This window comes from Microbacterium azadirachtae (genome assembly GCF_000956545.1).
Taxonomy (GTDB): Bacteria; Actinomycetota; Actinomycetes; order Actinomycetales; family Microbacteriaceae; genus Microbacterium; species Microbacterium azadirachtae.
Genome location: NZ_JYIT01000078.1, coordinates 96,742 through 112,849, shown reverse-complemented (window position 1 = coordinate 112,849; position 16,108 = coordinate 96,742). Strand labels below are relative to the sequence as shown.

The 16,108-nt window shown below is 72.6% G+C and carries 19 protein-coding genes; 11 read left to right on the top strand and 8 right to left on the bottom strand.

The features are described from left to right. Positions 1 to 26 precede the first annotated feature (26 nt). The 7 genes from RL72_RS11105 to RL72_RS11075 all read left to right on the top strand — a co-directional run bounded on the left by RL72_RS11105 (position 27) and on the right by RL72_RS11075 (position 6,530). Positions 27 to 1,100 carry an ABC transporter substrate-binding protein gene (locus RL72_RS11105; RefSeq protein WP_045250888.1) on the top strand — a complete coding sequence of 358 codons (1,074 nt, stop codon included), beginning with the start codon at positions 27 to 29 and terminating at the stop codon, positions 1,098 to 1,100. A 121-nt stretch (positions 1,101 to 1,221) separates the two neighbouring features. Further along, positions 1,222 to 2,022, top strand: a complete 801-nt coding sequence (locus RL72_RS11100; protein WP_082072328.1) for an ABC transporter ATP-binding protein — start codon at positions 1,222 to 1,224, stop codon at positions 2,020 to 2,022. Further along, on the top strand, positions 2,012 to 2,977 hold the full coding sequence (locus tag RL72_RS11095) for an ABC transporter permease (protein ID WP_045250887.1): 966 nt from the start codon (positions 2,012 to 2,014) through the stop codon (positions 2,975 to 2,977). Before RL72_RS11100 ends, RL72_RS11095 begins: the two co-directional genes overlap by 11 nt. Continuing rightward, complete coding sequence (gene cobA, locus RL72_RS11090; protein WP_082072327.1) at positions 2,974 to 3,861, top strand: uroporphyrinogen-III C-methyltransferase; 888 nt, start codon at positions 2,974 to 2,976, stop codon at positions 3,859 to 3,861. Before RL72_RS11095 ends, cobA begins: the two co-directional genes overlap by 4 nt. Then, the gene (locus tag RL72_RS11085; protein WP_045250886.1) at positions 3,858 to 5,285 is read left to right on the top strand and encodes an FAD-dependent oxidoreductase; all 1,428 of its coding nucleotides are present in this window, start codon (positions 3,858 to 3,860) and stop codon (positions 5,283 to 5,285) included. The genes cobA and RL72_RS11085 overlap by 4 nt, the downstream gene beginning before the upstream one ends. Continuing rightward, positions 5,282 to 5,611, top strand: coding sequence for a ferredoxin (fdxA, locus tag RL72_RS11080; protein WP_045250885.1), 330 nt, complete (start codon positions 5,282 to 5,284; stop codon positions 5,609 to 5,611). The genes RL72_RS11085 and fdxA overlap by 4 nt, the downstream gene beginning before the upstream one ends. Beyond that, positions 5,604 to 6,530 (top strand): NAD(P)/FAD-dependent oxidoreductase, encoded by a 927-nt coding sequence (locus RL72_RS11075; protein WP_045250884.1) that lies wholly within the window; start codon positions 5,604 to 5,606, stop codon positions 6,528 to 6,530. The genes fdxA and RL72_RS11075 overlap by 8 nt, the downstream gene beginning before the upstream one ends. A gap of 17 nt (positions 6,531 to 6,547) precedes the next feature. Here RL72_RS11075 and RL72_RS11070 read toward each other — a convergent pair whose 3' ends face one another. The 3 genes from RL72_RS11070 to RL72_RS11060 form a co-directional block, all read right to left on the bottom strand. Continuing rightward, positions 6,548 to 6,940, bottom strand: a complete 393-nt coding sequence (locus RL72_RS11070; protein ID WP_045250883.1) for a type II toxin-antitoxin system VapC family toxin — start codon at positions 6,938 to 6,940, stop codon at positions 6,548 to 6,550. After that, complete coding sequence (locus RL72_RS11065; RefSeq protein WP_045250882.1) at positions 6,937 to 7,200, bottom strand: type II toxin-antitoxin system Phd/YefM family antitoxin; 264 nt, start codon at positions 7,198 to 7,200, stop codon at positions 6,937 to 6,939. The genes RL72_RS11070 and RL72_RS11065 overlap by 4 nt, the downstream gene beginning before the upstream one ends. A 68-nt stretch (positions 7,201 to 7,268) precedes the next feature. Further along, positions 7,269 to 7,832, bottom strand: a complete 564-nt coding sequence (locus tag RL72_RS11060; protein WP_052674332.1) for a hypothetical protein — start codon at positions 7,830 to 7,832, stop codon at positions 7,269 to 7,271. A 104-nt stretch (positions 7,833 to 7,936) separates the two neighbouring features. Between RL72_RS11060 and RL72_RS11055 the strand changes: the two genes are divergently transcribed. After that, on the top strand, positions 7,937 to 9,352 hold the full coding sequence (locus tag RL72_RS11055) for an MFS transporter (protein ID WP_052674331.1): 1,416 nt from the start codon (positions 7,937 to 7,939) through the stop codon (positions 9,350 to 9,352). Between the two features lie 15 nt (positions 9,353 to 9,367). Here RL72_RS11055 and RL72_RS11050 read toward each other — a convergent pair whose 3' ends face one another. Continuing rightward, positions 9,368 to 10,054, bottom strand: coding sequence for a TetR/AcrR family transcriptional regulator (locus tag RL72_RS11050; RefSeq protein ID WP_045250881.1), 687 nt, complete (start codon positions 10,052 to 10,054; stop codon positions 9,368 to 9,370). Between the two features lie 73 nt (positions 10,055 to 10,127). On the opposite strand from RL72_RS11050, the gene RL72_RS11045 reads away from it, so the two are divergent. After that, positions 10,128 to 11,051, top strand: a complete 924-nt coding sequence (locus tag RL72_RS11045; RefSeq protein ID WP_052674330.1) for an alpha/beta fold hydrolase — start codon at positions 10,128 to 10,130, stop codon at positions 11,049 to 11,051. A gap of 33 nt (positions 11,052 to 11,084) precedes the next feature. On the opposite strand, the gene RL72_RS20450 is transcribed toward RL72_RS11045, so the two are convergent. Continuing rightward, positions 11,085 to 11,627 carry a MarR family winged helix-turn-helix transcriptional regulator gene (locus RL72_RS20450; RefSeq protein ID WP_248700454.1) on the bottom strand — a complete coding sequence of 181 codons (543 nt, stop codon included), beginning with the start codon at positions 11,625 to 11,627 and terminating at the stop codon, positions 11,085 to 11,087. Between the two features lie 169 nt (positions 11,628 to 11,796). On the opposite strand from RL72_RS20450, the gene RL72_RS19220 reads away from it, so the two are divergent. Together RL72_RS19220 and RL72_RS19215 are read left to right on the top strand one after the other, a co-directional pair. Continuing rightward, positions 11,797 to 12,600: a MarR family winged helix-turn-helix transcriptional regulator gene (locus RL72_RS19220; RefSeq protein ID WP_211256050.1), complete on the top strand. Its 804-nt coding sequence runs from the start codon at positions 11,797 to 11,799 to the stop codon at positions 12,598 to 12,600. 121 nt (positions 12,601 to 12,721) lie between these two features. After that, a complete protein-coding gene (locus tag RL72_RS19215) occupies positions 12,722 to 13,639 on the top strand; it encodes a helix-turn-helix transcriptional regulator (protein WP_082072325.1) in 918 nt (305 codons plus the stop codon). An 88-nt stretch (positions 13,640 to 13,727) separates the two neighbouring features. Here the strand turns inward: RL72_RS19215 and RL72_RS11025 are convergent, their stop codons facing one another. From RL72_RS11025 to dcd, 3 genes are all read right to left on the bottom strand, one after another. Continuing rightward, on the bottom strand, positions 13,728 to 14,933 hold the full coding sequence (locus RL72_RS11025) for an MFS transporter (RefSeq protein WP_045250879.1): 1,206 nt from the start codon (positions 14,931 to 14,933) through the stop codon (positions 13,728 to 13,730). 224 nt (positions 14,934 to 15,157) lie between these two features. After that, positions 15,158 to 15,283 carry a hypothetical protein gene (locus tag RL72_RS20570; protein ID WP_282955663.1) on the bottom strand — a complete coding sequence of 42 codons (126 nt, stop codon included), beginning with the start codon at positions 15,281 to 15,283 and terminating at the stop codon, positions 15,158 to 15,160. A gap of 209 nt (positions 15,284 to 15,492) precedes the next feature. Next, the gene (gene dcd / locus RL72_RS11020; protein ID WP_045250878.1) at positions 15,493 to 16,098 is read right to left on the bottom strand and encodes a dCTP deaminase; all 606 of its coding nucleotides are present in this window, start codon (positions 16,096 to 16,098) and stop codon (positions 15,493 to 15,495) included. Positions 16,099 to 16,108: the final 10 nt, after the last annotated feature.

Genomic DNA, 16,108 nt, shown 5'->3' with positions numbered 1-16,108 from the left:
ACCCAAGACCGCCTAAGGAGGCGACAGTGAATCGCAAGACCCGAATCGGCACGGCCCTCACGACCCTCGGACTCGCGATGGCGATGCTCGCCGGCTGCGCCTCCGCCCAGGCGGCGACCCCGACGACCACGCCGGACAAGCTCGACACGCTGCGGCTGGGCTACTTCGCCACCGTGACGCACGCGCCCGCGCTCGTGGGCGTGGAGAAGGGCTTCCTGCAGAAGGAGCTCGGCGACACCCAGCTGAAGACCGAGGTGTTCAACGCCGGCCCGGCCGCGATCGAGGCGCTCTCCGCCGGCGCGATCGACGCCGCGTACATCGGCCCGAACCCGGCGATCAACACGTTCATCAAGTCGGGCGGCGCCTCGGCGCGCATCATCGCGGGAGCCACCAGCGGGGGCGCGGCGCTCGTGGTGCGCGACGGCATCACCAGCGCGGACGACCTCAAGGGCAAGACGCTGGCCACCCCGCAGCTCGGCAACACGCAGGACGTGGCGCTGCGCACCTGGCTGTCGTCGAAGGGCCTCAAGACCAGCGTCTCCGGCGGCGGCGACGTGACCATCACCCCGACCGAGAACGCGCAGACCCTGACGCTGTTCAAGAACGGACAGCTCGACGGCGCCTGGCTGCCCGAACCGTGGGCGTCGCGTCTGGTCGTCGAGGCCGGGGCGCACGTGCTGCAGGACGAGCGCGACCTCTGGCCCGGCGGGAAGTTCCCCACCACGGTCCTGCTGGTCAGCAAGGATTTCGCCGACAAGCACCCCGACGCGGTGAAGGAGCTTCTGGCCGGCCACCTCGACTCCCTCGACTGGATCGCCAAGAACCCCACCGAGGTCGGCGGAGTCGTGAACACGGCGCTGCAGAAGGCGACCGGCAAGCCGCTGGCCGACGGAGTGCTGAGCAAGGCCCTCGCGAACGTGTCGTTCTCGGCGGATCCGAATGCGAAGGCGTTCGCCACGCTCGTCAAGAACGGCGTCACCGCGGGCACGCAGACGAAGGGCTCGATCGACGGCCTGTTCGATCTCACGGCGCTGAACGCCGCGCTGAAGGAGCGCGGCGAGAAGGCCGTGAGCGACGGCGGACTGGGTGCGAAGAAATGACCCGCTCGCAGAACACGACGCCGGAGACGCGCCACGCGGAGGCCTTCTCGGCGCTCGGCGCAGCGGACTCTCCTGCGTCGTGTTCCACGCGCGCGGGTGCTGAGGATCGCGGGACGAGCCGATGACCGCACCGCTCGCGCCGAGCTTCGACTCGATCTCCCCCGTGCCGCCGGTGTCGGATCCGGTGGATCCGGCCGTGCGCCTCGCGCACGTCACCAAGCGGTACGGCTCCGGCCCCGTCGTGCTGGACGACGTGTCGCTCGACATCGCCCCCGGGGAGTTCGTGTGCCTGCTCGGCGCGAGCGGCTGCGGCAAGTCCACGCTGCTGAACCTCATCGCCGGCCTCGAGCCGGTGTCCGCCGGAACGCTCACCGCCCCTGCGGAGGGCGCCGCCGTGATGTTCCAGGATCCGGCTCTGATGCCCTGGCTGAGCGCGCGCCGCAACGTCGAGCTGGCGCTGCGCCTGCGCGGCGTGCCGCGCGCCGAGCGCCGGGTCGAGGCGCTGCGCCTGCTCGGGATCGTGAACCTCGCCGATGCGGCGGACAAGCGCCCGCACGAGCTCTCGGGCGGGATGCGGCAGCGCGTGGCGCTGGCCCGCGCTCTCGCCCAGGACCGCCCCGTGCTGCTGATGGACGAGCCCTTCGCGGCGCTCGACGCGATCACCCGCGACCTGCTGCACGAGGTGCTGGAGAACATCTGGCGCGAGACCGGCCGCACGATCGTGTTCGTGACGCACAACGTCCGCGAGGCGGCCCGCCTCGGCCAGCGCGTCGTGCTTCTCGGCAGCCGTCCCGGCCGCATCGCGCGCGAGTGGCGCGTGACCCGCACCCGCGGCCGCCGGATCGAATCGCCCGAGGTGTCCGCGCTGGCCGCGGAGATCACCGTCGAGCTGCGGAAGGAGATCCGCCGAAATGCCGACTGAGACCACCGACCCCGTCGCCGGGTCCGTCGAGGCGGCGTCCCCGGGCCCCGCCCCGGCGCCGGCGACGAGCGCGGAGACCGGGCGCCGCACGGACGACGACCTCTCCCGCCTCGAAGCCGGACTGGATCGCCTGCAGACGACCGGCTCCGGATCCGGATCCCGCGGACGCGAGCGTCTGCGGGCGATCCTGCCGCCGGTCGTCCTGCTGCTGGTGCTGCTCGCCGCGTGGCAGGCGTACATCGTGATCGCCCAGCCGCGCCCCGACAAGGCGCCCAGCCCGCTCCAGGTGCTGGGGGCCCTCGGCGACGCCTGGCAGGCGGGCCGACTGCAGGAGTCGGTGCTCACGAGCCTCGAGCGCGGCGGCATCGGGTTCCTCATCGCGATCGCCATCGGCACCCCGATCGGCCTGCTTCTGGCCGAGTGGAAGCTGCTGCGCCGTGCCGCCGGCCCGCTCATCTCCGGGCTCATGGTGCTGCCGAGCGTGGCCTGGGTGCCCGCCGCGATCATCTGGTTCGGCCTGTCGGATGCGACCGCGTACTTCGTGATCCTGATGGGCGCGATCCCGTCGATCGTGAACGGGCTGCTCGCGGGCATCGACCAGGTGCCGCCGCAGCTGCGTCGCGTGGGCACGGTGCTCGGCGCGAACCGGTGGCAGTCCGCCACCGCGATCGTGCTGCCCGCCGCCCTGCCCGGCTATCTCGCCGGGCTCAAGCAGGGATGGGCGTTCTCGTGGCGCTCGCTCATGGCCGCCGAGATCATCACGACCGGCGGGACGATCGGCTTCGGGCTGGGGACCATGCTCGACCAGTCCCGACAGCTCGCGGATCTGCCCGGCGTGCTGGCCACCATCATCCTGATCCTGGCGATCGGCATCCTCATCGAGCTGGTGCTGTTCGCTCCGCTGGAGCGCGCCGTGCTGCGCCGCCGCGGATTCCTGCTCGGAGGTGCCCGATGACCTGCGGAACCGTCACCCTCGTCGGAGCGGGCCCCGGCGACGCGGGCCTGCTCACGCTGCGGGGGCTCCGCGCCCTCGAGCACGCCGACGTGATCGTCGCCGACCGGCTCGGCGCCCGCGCCGTGCTGGACCAGCTCGCGGACGAGGGCGTGGTCCTCACCGCCGAGGTGATCGACGTCGGAAAGACCCCCGGCCACCACCCCGTGCCGCAGAACGAGATCAACGCGCTGCTGGTGCGCCACGCGAGGGCCGGTCGCGAGGTCGTGCGCCTCAAGGGCGGGGATCCGTTCGTGCTCGGACGCGGTCGCGAAGAGGCGCTCTACTGCGAGGCCGAGGGCGTCGCCGTGCGGGTCGTGCCCGGGGTGACGAGCGCGATCTCGGTGCCCGCCGTGGCCGGGATCCCGCTCACCCACCGAGGCGTCGCCACCGCCTTCACCGTCGCGAGCGCGCACGACCCGATCGAGCAGCTGCCCGGCGGATCCGATCACACGGTCGTGCTGCTCATGGGCATCGGCACCCTCGCGCACACCGCCGGCATCCTCGCGCGCGGCGCCCGGGGGGCCGACTGTCCCGTCGCGATCGTCGAGGACGGCTACGGATCCGGCGAGCGCGTCACCATCGGCACGCTCTCCACGATCGCCGCCCTCGCCGCCGTGCGCCAGGTGCGCAATCCCGCCGTCGTGGTCGTGGGCGACGTGGTGCGCCTCTCCTCCGCCTGGCCGGGCGACTCCCTTTCCGGCGCGCTGAGCGAGGACGCCGAAGGCGACCGCGACGGAACGCGGTTCCCCGCCACCTCGTTCGAGACCGCGTTCCGTCTCCCTCCCGTTTCCCCGGTGCTCGCTCATCGCCCCCGTCCCCTCGACCGAAAGACCCTGCAGCCGTGACCGCTCCCGCCCCCTCCGCCCCGCTCCGCGTCGCGATCGTCGGCGCCGGCCCGGCCGGCATCTACGCCGGCAACATCCTCGCGAACGCCCTCGCCGCCCGCGGGGACGGCTCCTCCGTGGAGATCGATCTGTTCGAGTCGCTGCCCGCGCCCTATGGCCTGATCCGCTACGGCGTCGCCCCGGACCACCCCCGGATCAAGGGCATCGTGAACTCGCTGCACGAGATGCTCGACGCGCGCGCGGAGGGCGCCGATCGGCGCGTCATCCGCTTCCTCGGCAACGTCGAGGTCGGTCGCGACGTGTCGATCGACGAGTTGCAGGCGCGCTATCACGCCGTGATCCTGGCGACGGGGGCGATCCGCGACGCCGCGCTGCGCATCCCGGGCGTGGATCTCCCCGGATCCCACGGCGCTGCTGACTTCGTGTCCTGGTTCGACGGGCATCCCGACGTCCCGCGCACCTGGCCGCTCGTCGACGAGCAGGTCGCCGTGATCGGAAACGGCAACGTGGCCCTCGACGTGGCGCGCATCCTCGCGAAGCTGCCCGAGAACCTCCGCAGCACCGAGGTGCCCGACAACGTGCTCGAGGGCCTCGAGGCCTCGGCGGTCACCGACGTGCACGTGTTCGGCCGCCGCGGGCCCGCCGACATCAAGTTCACCCCGATCGAGCTGCGCGAGCTCGGAGAGGTCGCGGGCGTGGACATCCTCCTCGACGACGCCGACTTCGACGGAGTGGATCCCGCGTCCGCGTCGACGAACCAGCTCAAGATCATGCTCCGCACGCTGAACTCCTGGCGCGACCGCCCGGAGAACCGCGGGGAGCCGACGGGCAACCCTCGTCGCCTGCACCTGCACTTCTGGCATGCACCGGTGGAGATCACCGGATCCGACCGCGTGGAGGGGATCCGGTTCGAGCGCACCGCGCCGAACGCCGACGGATCGGTCTCGGGCACGGGCGTGTTCCGCGACTACCCGGTCACGGCCGTCTACCGCGCGGTCGGCTACTTCGGATCCCCGGTGGTCGAGGTGCCGTTCGACGAGCGCCGCGGTGTGGTGCCCAACGAGGGCGGCCGCGTGGACGGCGCCCCGGGCGTGTACGCGACCGGCTGGATCAAGCGCGGCCCCGTGGGTCTGATCGGACACACCAAGTCCGACGCGACGGAGACGATCGCGAACCTCCTCGAGGATGTCGATGCAGGCCGTCTGGTCGCTCCCGTGGAGACCGCGGACATCCTCGAGCTGCTCGCCGAGCGCGAGGTGGAGGTGACCACGTGGGACGGGTGGCTCGAGCTCGACGCGCACGAGCGCGCCCTGGGCGCAGCCCACCGGCACGTGCGCGAGCGGGTCAAGGTGGTGCCGCGCGAGGATCAGGTGGAGATCTCGCGCAGCGCCGCGCTCTCGGACGCCGGGGCGCGCATCCGATGACCTATGTGATCGCGCTGCCCTGCGTGGACGTCAAGGACAGGGCGTGCATCGACGAGTGCCCTGTCGACTGCATCTACGAGGGTGAGCGCTCCTTGTACATCCACCCGGATGAGTGCGTGGACTGCGGCGCCTGCGAGCCGGTGTGCCCGGTCGAGGCCATCTACTACGAGGACGACCTCCCCGACGAGTGGGGCGACTACTACAAGGCCAACGTCGAGTTCTTCGACGAGATCGGCTCCCCGGGCGGCGCCGCCAAGGTCGGCCCCTACGCGTTCGACCACCCGCTGGTCGCCGCGCTGCCTCCGCAGGCGGACGGCCATGACTGACGACGTCTACGACGTGCTCGTCGTCGGCGGGGGCCCGGCCGGCCTCTCCGCCGCGCTGAACCTCGCCCGCTCCCTCGCCCGGGTGCTCGTCGTCGACGCGGATCGGCCGCGCAACGCGGCGACGCTCATCTCGCACGGGTTCCTCACCCGCGACGGGATCCCCCCGCACGAGCTGCGCCGCATCGCCCGCGAAGAGCTCGCGGCCTACCCGAACGTCACGATCCGCACCCGCGAGCGCGTGTTCGAGATCGCGGCCGAGGGATCCGATTTCAGCGCAGGGGTCGGTCGGCGTGCGCCGGAGGTCACGGTCCGCGCGCACAGGGTGCTGCTCGCGACGGGCCTGCGCGAGACGCTGCCCGAGGTGCCGAACCTGCGCGGCTTCTACGGCGTGACCCTCTTCAGCTGCGCGGCCTGCGACGCCTGGGAGTTGCAGGACCGCCCCCTCGCCCTCATCGGCGAGACGCCCGATCTCGCCGCGCGCGCCCGGCTCATCGCCCGCTGGACGACGCAGCTCACGGTCTTCACGAACGGTGCCGACATCGTCGACGCCGCGGAGGAGGCGGAGCTCGCCGCGGCGGGGATCTCCGTCGAGCGCAGCCCGATCGCCGAACTGCACGGCGAGCGCGGCGCCCTCACCGGGATCCGCCTGGCCGACGGCACGGAGCACGTCGTCGAGGGCGGCTTCGTGCGCCCGGAATGGCAGACCGACTTGTCGTTCCTGCCGTCGCTCGCCCCCGACCTCGACGCGCACGGCCATCTCGCCGCCGACCGCGCAGGCCGCACCAGCGTGCCGGGCCTGTACGCGGCGGGCGACGTGGCCTCGCCCGGACCGCAACAGCTCATCGTCGCGGCGGGGGCCGGGGCCCGTGTGGCCGCCGTCATGATCCACGACTCGATCGGCGTCGCGACCGCGCACTGACCTGACTCGGCCTGCGGTCAGCCCGCGTCGGCGCACAGAGGGTGAGGCGGGATCCCCGCTTCTCGCGCGCGTTCCCGGAGCTCGCGGTCGAAGCTGAGCATGGAGTCGACCACGCCCTCGAGCTGGAGCGCCGTTGCCAGGTGGAGGGCATCGGGGGCGCGCAGGCCCGAGCGGATCTCCATGGCTCGATCGAGCACCTGGTCGTCGAGCGTCACCAGATTCACGCGATCCAGGAGCCGCGCCACCTCCTTCCCGCCGGCGCGCCGGCGCTGCGTGACGGCCGCGAGCTCGAGCGCGAGCAGCCGTGATGCGATCAGCAGCTCCCCTCGGGCGAAGACGTCGCGCATCTCGTCGGTCCCTTGCTCCGGAACGATCGCCTTGATCGCCGCAGAGGTGTCGAGGTAGATCACCAGCGCTCCCCGCGGATGTCCTCGATGATCTCCTCCGATGTCATGCCCAGGTCGATCGGTTCGAAATCGAGCGGTCCGGATGCGGTCGCGGGCCTGATCCTCCCCTCGGCGACGAGCCGATCCCAGGCGCTCTCCCTCGGCGGACCGATCTCGGCGATGGCGCGCCCGCGCTCCGTGACGGTGATGTGCTCACCGGCCGCGACCCGCGCGAGCACCCGCGCGGTCTGCTGGTTCAGCTCGGTCTTCGTCACGGTTCCCATGCAACCACGCTACGCCGAAACTAGTAGAACTACTACACAGGCTCCGAGCCGCACCGTCTCCGCCTCGCTCACAACGCCGCAGCGACGACCGCGACCGCGTCGAGCAGCGCGGCGAGCGGATCCGGGATGCGGTCCGGCGGCAGCGCGGCGACCACGTCGGCGGCGAAGACGGTCTTGCGCCCGCTCGCCGTGCTCGCGAACCGGTGCAGCTGCGCCTCGACGGAGCGCACCCGCTGGGCGGGCTGCCCCTGGAACACCCGGAACAGCGCCAGCTCGCCGCGCGCGTCCAGCGTCTTCCGCACCCGCTCCGCACCGGCCGCACGGATGACCTCGTCCTCGAGGTCGCGCTCGCATCCGAAGAACCCGCACCGGGCGACGGCGGCAGGATCCGCCCCGCCCTCGCGCAGCAGGCCGCCGGCGACCAGGGCGCCGACGACGTAGCGGAGCTCGGCCGCGTCGTAGAGCCCGAGCACGGGCACCGCCGGATCCCGTCGCTCCAGCCACGCGCGCAGATTCGTGATGCCGCCGAGTGCGACCACCTCGGCGCGCAGGTCGTCTCCGCGCACGCGCGCCGCGGCGATGAGGGCGAGGCGATCGCTCTCCCCCTCCACGAGCACGACGGGCTGCACCATGCCCCGACGCTACCCGGCGACGCGGTCCCGCGCGCACCGTCGCGGCGGATTCCGCATCGGCGCGCCGCTACCTCTCGTTCACCGGCACGCACGAGACTTCCTGCATGAGCAACGGCGATCATCCCGAGCCCCAGGCCACCGCGAACAGCGGGGCTGTCGCGGTGGTGGGCCTCGACCTGCGCGGCGACGAGCCGGCCCCGAAGAAGCAGATCTACTCCTGGGCGCTCTGGGACTGGGCGACGCAGCCGTTCCACTCCGTGATCCTGACGTTCATCTTCACGGCCCTCTACCTCACCACGAACGCGTTCCTTCCGCCCGAGATCGCCCAGCTCGACAAGACGGATCCGGCCCGCGTCGCCGGGATCGCCGAGCTCACGAGCGGTCTGGGACTCGGCGGCACGATCGCCGGGCTCGCCATCCTGCTGCTCGCGCCCGTGCTCGGTCAGCGCGCCGACGCGGCGGGCCGGCAGAAGCTGTGGCTCGGCATCGGCACCGGCGCCCTCATCCTCTGCATGCTCGGACTGTGGTTCGTCACGCCGACCCCGGCGCTGTTCTGGGTGGGCGTCGCCCTGATCTCGGCCGGCGTCGTGTTCAGCGAGATCGCCTCGGTGAACTCGAACGCGATGCTCATCTCGATCGCGAGCCCGAAGACCGTGGGGCGCATCTCGGGCCTCGGCTGGGGGTTCGGCTACCTCGGCGGCATCGTGGCGCTCGTGCTGGTGATCGTGTTCTACGCCTCCCACTGGTTCGGCCTCTCCGCGGACGGCGGGCTGCCCTTCCGCCTCATCGCGGTGGGCTGCGCGGTGTGGGCGATCGTGTTCTCGATCCCGATCTTCCTGAACGTGCCGGAGCCGTCGCTCGGACGCCCGGAGCGCAAGGTCGGCTTCTTCGCCTCCTACGTCCTGCTCGTCAAGGACGTCATCGGCCTCTACCGCACCCCCAGCACCCGCACGACGTTCTGGTTCCTGGTGGCCAGCGCGGTGTTCCGGGACGGCCTGAGCGCGGTCTTCACGTTCGGGGCGGTGATCGCGAGCACGGTCTTCGGGTTCGAGTTCATCCAGCTCGTGATCTTCGGCGTCGCCGCGAACCTCATCGCGGGCGTCTCCACGATCCTCGCCGGGCGCCTCGACGACCGCTGGGGGCCGAAGCGGCTGATCCTCATCTCGCTCGCGTGCATGATCGTCTCCGGCCTCGCCGTGTTCGCCCTGGTCGACACCGGTCCGATCGCCTACTGGATCGGCGGGCTGATCCTGTGCGCGTTCGTCGGACCGGCGCAGTCCGCTGGGCGATCCTTCCTGGCCCGCGTCACGCCCGCCGGCCGCGAGGGCGAGGTCTTCGGCCTCTACGCCACGACCGGTCGCGCGGCGAGCTGGATCGCCCAGGGCGCCTGGACCGTGCTCATCGTCCTCACGGGCAACACGAAGTTCGGGATCCTCGGGATCGTCGTCGTGCTGCTCGCCGGGCTCCTGCTCCTCCTCCCCGTCAAGGAGGCGCGGCAGAGCGTGCGCCTCGCGCACTGACCCGGCGCCGGACGGTCAGCAGACCGGGTCGACGACGAGTCCGGTCAGCAGGTCCGCGGCGGCGCCCGCGGAGCGCAGCCGCTCGTGCATCGCGCGTGCCGCCAGCTCGTACGGCCGCGCGTCCTGCAGGAGCAGCGACCTCGAGTTCGCCGCCTCGTTCAGTGCCGCCAGCTCGAAGGCGAGCAGCTCGGGATCCGTGCCCTCGGCGAGCTCGGAGGCGGAGATCGCGTGCCGCGCCTGCGCCTCGATATAGCCGTACCAGTCGGCCAGCGCCGCGCGCACGGCGTCGCGCACCGGTCCGGGCTTGGAGTCGACGTCGGCCGCGGTCGCCGCGAAGAAGCAGCCGCCGGTGAACACGCGGTCGCGGGAGTAGTCCAGCGCGTTGCGCAGCAGTGCGGACAGCCGGCGCACACCGCGCGGCTCGCTGCGCGCACGCTCGACGATGCGCTCGGTGAAGATGTCCCTCGCGGCGGCGATCGTCGCCAGCTGCAGGCCCTCCTTGCTCTGGAACAGCGTCGCGATGCTGCTCTTGCCGCGCCCGGAGGCCACCGCCAGCCGCCCGATCGTGAGGCCGTCGAGCCCGTCGACCGAGGCGAGATCCGTGGCGCTCTCCAGCACGGTGCGCCGGGAGGCGTCGCCGCGCAGACGCCGTCCGTCCGCGGCGGCGGCCGTGGCGGGATCGTGCAGCAGAGATTCGGACATGGCCCTAGTGTACGAACGATCGTTCGCATAGTCTACGTATGACCGTTCGTATTTATTGTCTGGAGGGATCCCGATGACCGCTTCCGCCCGGCTCCTCAGCACCGGCATCCGCACGCTCGGGGCCGTCTCCCCCGACCTGTCGGCGCGACTCGCCCTGCGACTGTTCTTCTCGACCGCCCCGCGCATGGCCGTGCGCGACGCCGATCGCGCCACCCACGAGGAGTCCCGGCAGGAGCGGATCCGGCTCCGCGGCTCGGACGTCCTCGTCTACCGCTGGGGCCACGGCGAGCGCGCCGTACTACTGCTGCACGGCTGGCAGGGGCGCGCGTCGCAGTTCGCCCCGCTCGTGCGCGAGCTCGTCGCCGAGGGGTTCCGCGTCGTCGCCTTCGATGCGCCGGCCCACGGCGGATCCGGCGGCCGGCGAACCGACATCCGGGACTGGGTAGAGCTCGCCGAGCAACTGGGTCGGACGGACGGGCCCTTCGACGCGCTCGTCGGACACTCGTTCGGCGGCCTCGCCGCGCTCACCGCAGCACGCACCGGCACGCCGGTTCCGCGCGTCGCCGCGATCGCGAGCGCCGCCTCGCCGACCGCGTTCCTCACCGAGTTCTCCCGGGGGCTCGGCCTCTCGTCCGCCGTCGCCTCCCGGTTCGCGCGACGCTTCGCCGCGCGCTTCGGTCTCGACGCCGCGGGGATCGCCGCCGCGTACGACGCCGTGGGCGACCCGCTCCCGGACGGCACCGAGCTGCTCGTGGTGCACGATCGCGGCGATCGCCGGATGCCCGACGCCGACGCTCTCCGCCTGCACGCGGCGCACGCCGGCCGCTCGCGGCTGCTGCGCACGGAGGGCTACGGGCACAACCGGGTGCTGCAGGCCGACGCCGTGCTCGACGCGGTGCTCGATCTCGTCCGCTCCGAACCCCCACAGCCGACCGGTCGCCCGACCGGCAGCCGGACTGCGGCGGACGTGACGGCCCGGGCCGTCACCGCGGGCTGACCGCCGCGCCGCTCTCGGGGCGCGGCGGAGCGCTCAGCGCCAGTTCTCGGCCACCTTGGCGAGCAGCCGGGCGAACTCGGCCTGCTCCTCGGCGGTCAGCGCCGACATCGCGCGGCGCAGCGCCTCGCGTCGGTCGCCGCGCACCCCGCGACCGAGGCGCCGGCCCTCATCGGTCAGCACGATGCGGGTGCGGCGCGCGTCGTCCGGGTCGGCCTCGCGGCGCAGCCACCCGCGCTCCACGCCCTGCTGCACCAGACGCGACGCACGCGGCTGATCCACCCCGATCGCCTCGCCGAGGGCGCTCACGCTCAGCGGCCCTGCGGCGAGCGCCTCGAGCATGCGCACGCGCGCAGGCGCCTCCCCGCGCGCGCCGCCCCACGGCCCGCCCGCCCAGGGCTCGGCACCGCGACGGCCCCCATGCGGCTCACCGTGCTCACCGTGCGGACCGCCGTGCCCGTGGAAGCCGCGCCCGCCGTGCGCGTGCTCCCGCGGCGGGCGCGGTCCGCGCCCTCGCAGCAGGCCCAGGGCGGCGACGATCGCGTCGAGGGGATCCGGTGTTTCGGCGTTCTGTGACACGATCCGATTTTACATGCGACTTGACATGGATCAGTAATGCATGTCACACTGCATGTACATGCATGATGACAAGCATCCGGACCGGATCCGTCCCCTTCGACAGATGAAGGAAACGGGGCGCCGCCTGAGCGCCGCGCCGCGGTCATCCCCCGATCAGAACAGGACCACCATGAACACCTCTCAGAACAGCACCGAGAACGCCTCCTCCGACCAGGGCCGCCCGTTCGGCTTCTGGATCTCCGCCGTCGACCGACTGACGGCCGCCCGCTTCGCCACCGCCTTCGAGGATGAGGGGATCACCCGCCGCGACTGGCGGATCCTCAACGTGGTCGACGGCACGGTCCCCTCCGGTCGCGACCTTCCCGACCGCAAGCTCCATCACCTCGCCGACCTCGGCTGGGTCGAGCGCACGGCCGACGGCTGGGCCCTCACCCCCGAGGGCGTCGCCGCCAAGGCGCGCCTCGGCAACGCCGTCGAGGAGATCCGCGCCGAAGTCGCCGCCGCCCTGGACCCCGAGGAGTTCGCCGCCCTGGCGGCCTCCCTCGAGAAGCTCGCCCGCGGGCTGGGCTTCGAGGAGGGCATGCGCCTTCCCCGTCGACCGGATACGCGCCGGGGCGGGCACCACGGGCGCCGCAGCGGTCATCGCGAGCACGGGCGCCCCCACGGCGCCGGCTTCGGCGGGGGCCACGGCCGCGGCGCCGGCTTCGGCCACGGCGAGCGCTTCGGACGCCCCGCGCACGATCGCTTCGCCGAGCACCCCGGCTTCGGACGCGAGTGGCTGCGCCGCGCGCAGCAGCACGCCGAGCACCGCCACGGCGAGCACCCGCACGGCGAGCACCCGCACGGCGAGCACCCGCACGGCGAGCACCCGCGCGGCGAGCACCTGCGCGGCATGGGTCCGCGCGGACGGCATCACCGCCGCTCGACCGAGCACATCCACATCCACCTGCACCACGGCCGTCGCGACGGCTGACCCGCAGCACCCCTCCGGCCCCTGTCCGCACACCCGCGGCAGGGGCCGGATCTCTTTCCGCGCCGCCTTCGGAGGCGTCTCCGCCGGAATACGCTCCCCGCGTACGCGGTTCCTCTCTGACATGACGCTCATCGCCCCCGGCCCGGCATCGCCCGATGTCGCCGTCGCGGGTGCGGTCACGCGGACCGGCGGTGCCGTCGAGGCCCTGCTCTCCGCGGTCGACGTACGGCTGCGCCGGCAGGTGCGCATCGCACCGGATCCGGCCGAGACCATCGCTCTCGACCGCGATGCGCTGTCGATCGTCTACGTCATCGACGGCGCGGTGCACACCCGCTGCGGCGACAAGCCGATGTCGCTCGCCCAGGGCGATGCCCTGCTGACGCCCGGCCGGGTGCCTATGTCGGTCAAGACGGATCCGGGAACCCGGATCCTCGTCTCGACCCTCACGCTCGTGCCGCACGCCGCACACATCGCGAACGCGCTGCCGGACGTCGCGCTCGTGCGCGACTTCGCGCATCACGAACCCGCCGCGGCCGCACTGGCCTCCCAGGTCGGGCTCGACCTCACGGCGCTCCCTCTCGACTCCGCCACGATCGAGGCCACCGGCCGCGACGGCGACGCCGTGATCTGCCGCATGATGGCCAACACCGTGCTCGCGTCGGTGATCCGCGCCTGGGCCGCGCACGGCTGCGCCCCCGCGGGCTGGCCGGCGCGCACGAGCGACCCGTTCCTGGAGAAGGTGATCGAGGCGATCCACGCCGCACCGGGCAAGGACTGGAGCGTCGAGGGCCTCGCGAGCGTGGGCGCGATGTCGCGCACGGTGTTCGCGGAGCGGTTCCGCGCCGCCTTCGGCACGTCGCCGGCGAGCTATGTCACCGAGGTGCGCATCCGCGCCGCGCAGGACCGGCTCGTGCTGGGGTGCCTCGTCAGCGAGATCTCGCGCGACCTCGGCTACAGCTCGGACGAGGGGTTCAGCCGCGCGTTCCGCCGCCGCACCGGCCAGACCCCCACGGCATGGCGCGAGGCCCGCACGGCCTGAGCCCCGACGCCCGGCGCATGCTCCCGCCCGCGAAGACAGAAGCCTGCGCCCGAGCGGGATCCCGCTCGGGCGCATCCCGCCGATCCGGTCAGCGGCGGCTGAGGCGGTCCGAGAGCCCGAAGAGCACGGCGCCCACCACGAGCACCGCGGCGCCGATCACGTACACCTGCGTGATGCCGATCCCGTCCACGAGCGCGCCGCCGACGGCCGCGGCCGTCATGATCGCCGCCTGGAACCCCATCACCACGAGGCTCCCGCCGGCCTCGAGCCGGTCGGGCATCCGGTGCCCGATCCACGTGTTCACGATGAGCAGCCACGAGGCGAAGAAGAAGCCCCACACGAACACCACCACGCCGATGGCCCAGAGGGATCCGGTGAACGCGTTCATCAGGAGCGCCATCGCGGCGATCACGAACGGGGTGACCACGGCGAGGATCCGGTAGCTGCGGTCGACGATCACGCCGATGCCGATGTTGCCGATGAACCCGCCGATCCCGAAGAGCGCGAGCAGCAGGATGATCGTCCCCGCGTTGATCGGGGCGCCGCCGTCGTGCACCCGCTCGAGGGCGACGCGGATGTACGTGTACGCCAGGAAGTGCCCGAGCACCACGAGCACGTGCCCCACGATGCCGAGCCCGATGCCCCGGCGCCGGAACGTGTCGACGAGCGTCGACAGGCGCGCGGCGCCCTCGGCGGGCACACTCGGCAGGGCGATCCGCAGTGCGACCGCGAGCAGGCCCGTCCCGGCCGCGGCGATCGCGAACACGCCCCGCCAGTCGAGCGCCTGGCTGAGCAGCACGCCGAGGGGGACGCCGGCGACCGTCGCGAGCGACACTCCGGCGGAGGTGAACATCATGGCGCGACCGAGCCGTTCGGGGCCGGCGATCCGCGCGGCCACGGTGACCGACATCGACCAGAAGCCGCTCAGTGCGCCGCCGAGCAGCACCCGGGCGAGCAGCAGCAGCGGAAGGTTCGGGGCGATCGCGACGACGACGTTCGAGACGGTCGCGCCGATCGCCATCCACACCAGCAGCGAGCGCCGGTCCAGCCGCGGCAGCATGAGCCCGATCGTCGGGGCGACGATGAGGCCCGCGAGCGCCGTGACCGTCACCATCTGTCCGGCCTGGCCGGGGGTCACGCCGATCTCGGTGGCGATGTCGGTGAGCAGTCCGCCGGGCAGGAATTCAGCGGTCACGAGGAGGAAGCTGGTCGCCATCATCACGAGCAGCGCGCCGTAGCGCATCGGCTGCGGGCGGACGCCTGAGGCGACGGGCACAGGGGCGGTCGTGGTCATGCTTCCAGCCTTCCGTGCGCGCGCGCTGCGCGCCCGATCATGCGTCCGGGGGATCCGACCGATCGTCCGGACCGCGTTCGCGCCACCGTCGAGGCCGGCTGCCGCGCGACGGATGCAAGACCGTGCGACACCTGCATGACGGATCCGGCTGGATCAGCCTACAGACGTCGCCAGATCCTGCAGACATCGCGCAGTCGCCCGTCGGATCCGGCGGCGGTCGACCGTCAGAGGAGCGGAGCGACAGCCGGGATCAGCGCGTCAGCCGCGGACAGCGGCCACGCGCCGTTCGCGACGAGCACGGCGATCAGCACGATCGCGCCGACAAGCAGCGCCGCAAGGATCACGAACACCCGCGCTCTCGTCCGCCGGGGCGATCTCCGGGTCGGCGAGCAGGTCGGCCAGCCCCTCGCTCTCGACCGGCGCGGGCGCGAGCTCGGTGTCGCCGGCGGGCGGCTGCGCGGTGGGGTCGGCGGGCACGGACACGCTGGGCGCCGACCCCGCAGGAGCCTCCGCCGCGGGCTGCTCGCCCGCGGTCGGGTCCGTCTCGTCGCCGGTCATGTCAGCCGCCGGTGGATCCCGCGTCGGTGATGCCGACGTCGGTGCGGTGGAAGTTCTGGAAGGAGCGCGACGCGGTGGGTCCGCGCTGCCCCTGGTAGCGGTTGCCGTACGGGCCGGATCCGTACGGGTTCTCCGCCGGGGAGGACAGCTGGAAGAAGCAGAGCTGCCCGATCTTCATGCCCGGCCACAGCTTGATCGGCAGGGTCGCGACGTTCGCGAGCTCGAGCGTCACGTGCCCGGTGAACCCCGGGTCGATGAAGCCCGCCGTCGAGTGCGTGATGAGCCCGAGGCGACCGAGCGAGGACTTGCCCTCCAGGCGTGCGGCGATGTCGTCCGACAGCGACACCTGCTCGAACGTGGCGCCCAGCGCGAACTCGCCCGGGTGCAGCACGAACGGCTCGTCCGGGTCGACCTCGATGAGGCGGGTCAGCTCCGGCTGATCCTCGGCCGGGTCGATGAACGGGTACTTGTGGTTGTCGAACAGCCGGAAGTAGCGGTCCAGCCGCACGTCGATGCTCGACGGCTGGATCATGCTCGGCTCGAGCGGATCCAGCCCGATCCGCCCTGCGTCCAGCCCCGCCCGGATGTCTCTGTCGCTCAGCAGCACGGTTTCAGAG

Bases quoted from the DNA above. Each gene is read 5' to 3' on its own strand.
- RL72_RS11100 (WP_082072328.1), top strand. From the start codon at position 1,222: ATGACCGCACCGCTCGCGCCGAGCTTCGACTCGATCTCCCCCGTGCCG.
- RL72_RS11095 (WP_045250887.1), top strand. From the start codon at position 2,012: ATGCCGACTGAGACCACCGACCCCGTCGCCGGGTCCGTCGAGGCGGCG.
- cobA (WP_082072327.1), top strand. From the start codon at position 2,974: ATGACCTGCGGAACCGTCACCCTCGTCGGAGCGGGCCCCGGCGACGCG.
- fdxA (WP_045250885.1), top strand. From the start codon at position 5,282: ATGACCTATGTGATCGCGCTGCCCTGCGTGGACGTCAAGGACAGGGCG.
- RL72_RS11075 (WP_045250884.1), top strand. From the start codon at position 5,604: ATGACTGACGACGTCTACGACGTGCTCGTCGTCGGCGGGGGCCCGGCC.
- RL72_RS11065 (WP_045250882.1), bottom strand. From the start codon at position 7,200: ATGGGAACCGTGACGAAGACCGAGCTGAACCAGCAGACCGCGCGGGTG.
- RL72_RS11060 (WP_052674332.1), bottom strand. From the start codon at position 7,832: ATGGTGCAGCCCGTCGTGCTCGTGGAGGGGGAGAGCGATCGCCTCGCC.
- RL72_RS11055 (WP_052674331.1), top strand. From the start codon at position 7,937: ATGAGCAACGGCGATCATCCCGAGCCCCAGGCCACCGCGAACAGCGGG.
- RL72_RS11050 (WP_045250881.1), bottom strand. From the start codon at position 10,054: ATGTCCGAATCTCTGCTGCACGATCCCGCCACGGCCGCCGCCGCGGAC.
- RL72_RS11045 (WP_052674330.1), top strand. From the start codon at position 10,128: ATGACCGCTTCCGCCCGGCTCCTCAGCACCGGCATCCGCACGCTCGGG.
- RL72_RS19220 (WP_211256050.1), top strand. From the start codon at position 11,797: ATGAACACCTCTCAGAACAGCACCGAGAACGCCTCCTCCGACCAGGGC.
- RL72_RS19215 (WP_082072325.1), top strand. From the start codon at position 12,722: ATGACGCTCATCGCCCCCGGCCCGGCATCGCCCGATGTCGCCGTCGCG.
- RL72_RS11025 (WP_045250879.1), bottom strand. From the start codon at position 14,933: ATGACCACGACCGCCCCTGTGCCCGTCGCCTCAGGCGTCCGCCCGCAG.